Raw genomic sequence first — 1,702 nt, 5'->3', positions numbered from 1 at the left:
GGTTGAGCGCCCGTGGCCACGACGGTCGTGAGCGATGACGCGGTAGCCTTTATCCAGGAAGAAGAGCATTTGCGTATCCCAATCGTCGCTGGAGAGGGGCCAACCGTGATGGAAGACGATCGGCTGCCCCGTTCCCCAATCCTTGTAAAAGATCTCCGTACCGTCCTTGATTTTAAGTATGCCCACGTCATTAGGCCTTTCGCTTCGGTTGTTGGAATTGGTTGGTGAAAGAGGTGGGGCGCTGAACGCCAGTGAAGGCATTGCAGCGAAAACCGTCGCACTCGCCCCAAGCAGAAGAAGGTCGCGGCGAGACGCGTCGATCGTTTCAAACGGTGTATGTCCGTTCATGCGGAGATCTCCTTGAGTTGGAGCCGGACAGGTAGGATGCTCGTCTGCCAATTCGTTGGCTACAGGAAGAAACCGGAAAAACCCCTGCATTCACCATCTCTGTCGCGTCCGGTTAACACGGCTCGCACATTAGAATTAACGCCGATGTCGAACTCAGACATCCCATCCATTGGTTGGGGGAACACATACCGAAGGTCACAACACGCAATTGAAACGAAGGCGAGGGGAACTGGTGACCTTCAATGGTGCTTTTCATAATCTCCGGGGGTTATCCAGTGGGACCGATCGATGGTTTCTTTCGGCGGCAATGACAGTCCGCCACAGTCCCCTACTCGGGAAACCACATACTATGGTATTGAATACACCCGTCTTCAGCACGATGGCCCGCACCTTTGAAGGGGTGACACAGCCATCCCGCTGACGGGACACGACAGCATTTCGGACGATTTTAGTTAGTGGTTGCCGAACTCGTTCGTGCAGCGAGCGGCTACTTTCGGGAAACACTGCCTTCGTGTTCCTGTCAATCTTAATGACACTCGACGTAGCTGAACAACCAGTGATACCATCCTGGTTGTAACGCGCCCAAACGCTGGCGCCAGCCCGCTCAGCGGATGCGTTGCTCAACACTAAATGATCACCAGACTGCAGGGACCGCAGCCGAACCATGACGGAAACCGCTCGCCATTCTTCGATGCCTCGCGATCCTGTGTCCCTCGTTGTCGGTGCGACCGCCGCGCAGGTGATCGGCGGGCTGGTTCCGCAGATGTCGCCTTTTGTGATTGGCGGGTTGATGGCCGGTCTCTCGCTGTCGGAACGCGAGGCTGGCCTCATCGCCTCCATTGAACTCCTTGCCCTCGCCGTCACCGCGATCGCAATTGCACCCGCTCTGCCCCGGTTCTCCTATCGGCGCGTCGCCCTCTTCGCCGTCGTACTGACGTTGCTCGCCCAAAGCGTATCGATCTTTAGTGCGTCAGCGATGTCACTTGCCCTGCTGCGCGGCCTCGCTGGTATCGGTGAGGGCGCGCTTTATGCCGTGTCACTCTCCATCGTCTGCTCCCGTTCCAGCAACCCCGACAAAGTCTACGGCTACTTTCAGGTCGTCTGGGCCTTGACCAGCGTCGCTCTCTTTACCATGGGCGGGCACCTTACTGCCGCTTTCGCGCATCGCGGCGTCTTCGCGCTGATTGCGGGCGTGATCCTCGTACTCGCGCCGCTCCTGCTTCTCATTCCGGACGCCCGAGACAAGAGCGACAGCCGAGTTGCTAGGGACACGGCGCGGACTTCCCCGGCACTTGGCGTAATGACAATCGCGTCGRTCGTGCTTTATCTTACCGTCTCTGCCGCGGTCTACGCG

2 protein-coding genes are annotated in these 1,702 nt (G+C 58.0%); one reads left to right on the top strand and one right to left on the bottom strand.

Going from position 1 to position 1,702, the window contains the following annotated elements:
- The coding region (locus ACXJ5O_RS26030) for an alpha/beta fold hydrolase (RefSeq protein ID WP_457302433.1) at positions 1 to 348 on the bottom strand (348 nt) is incomplete at its 3' end.
- 664 nt (positions 349 to 1,012) lie between these two features.
- On the opposite strand from ACXJ5O_RS26030, the gene ACXJ5O_RS26025 reads away from it, so the two are divergent.
- Positions 1,013 to 1,702: MFS transporter (locus tag ACXJ5O_RS26025; protein ID WP_457302432.1), on the top strand; the 690-nt coding region annotated here is incomplete at its 3' end.

The organism is Phyllobacterium sp. P5_D12 (genome assembly GCF_054049495.1).
The sequence above is the reverse complement of the archived record's forward strand: the minus strand, read 5'-3'. Positions and strand labels throughout refer to the sequence as shown.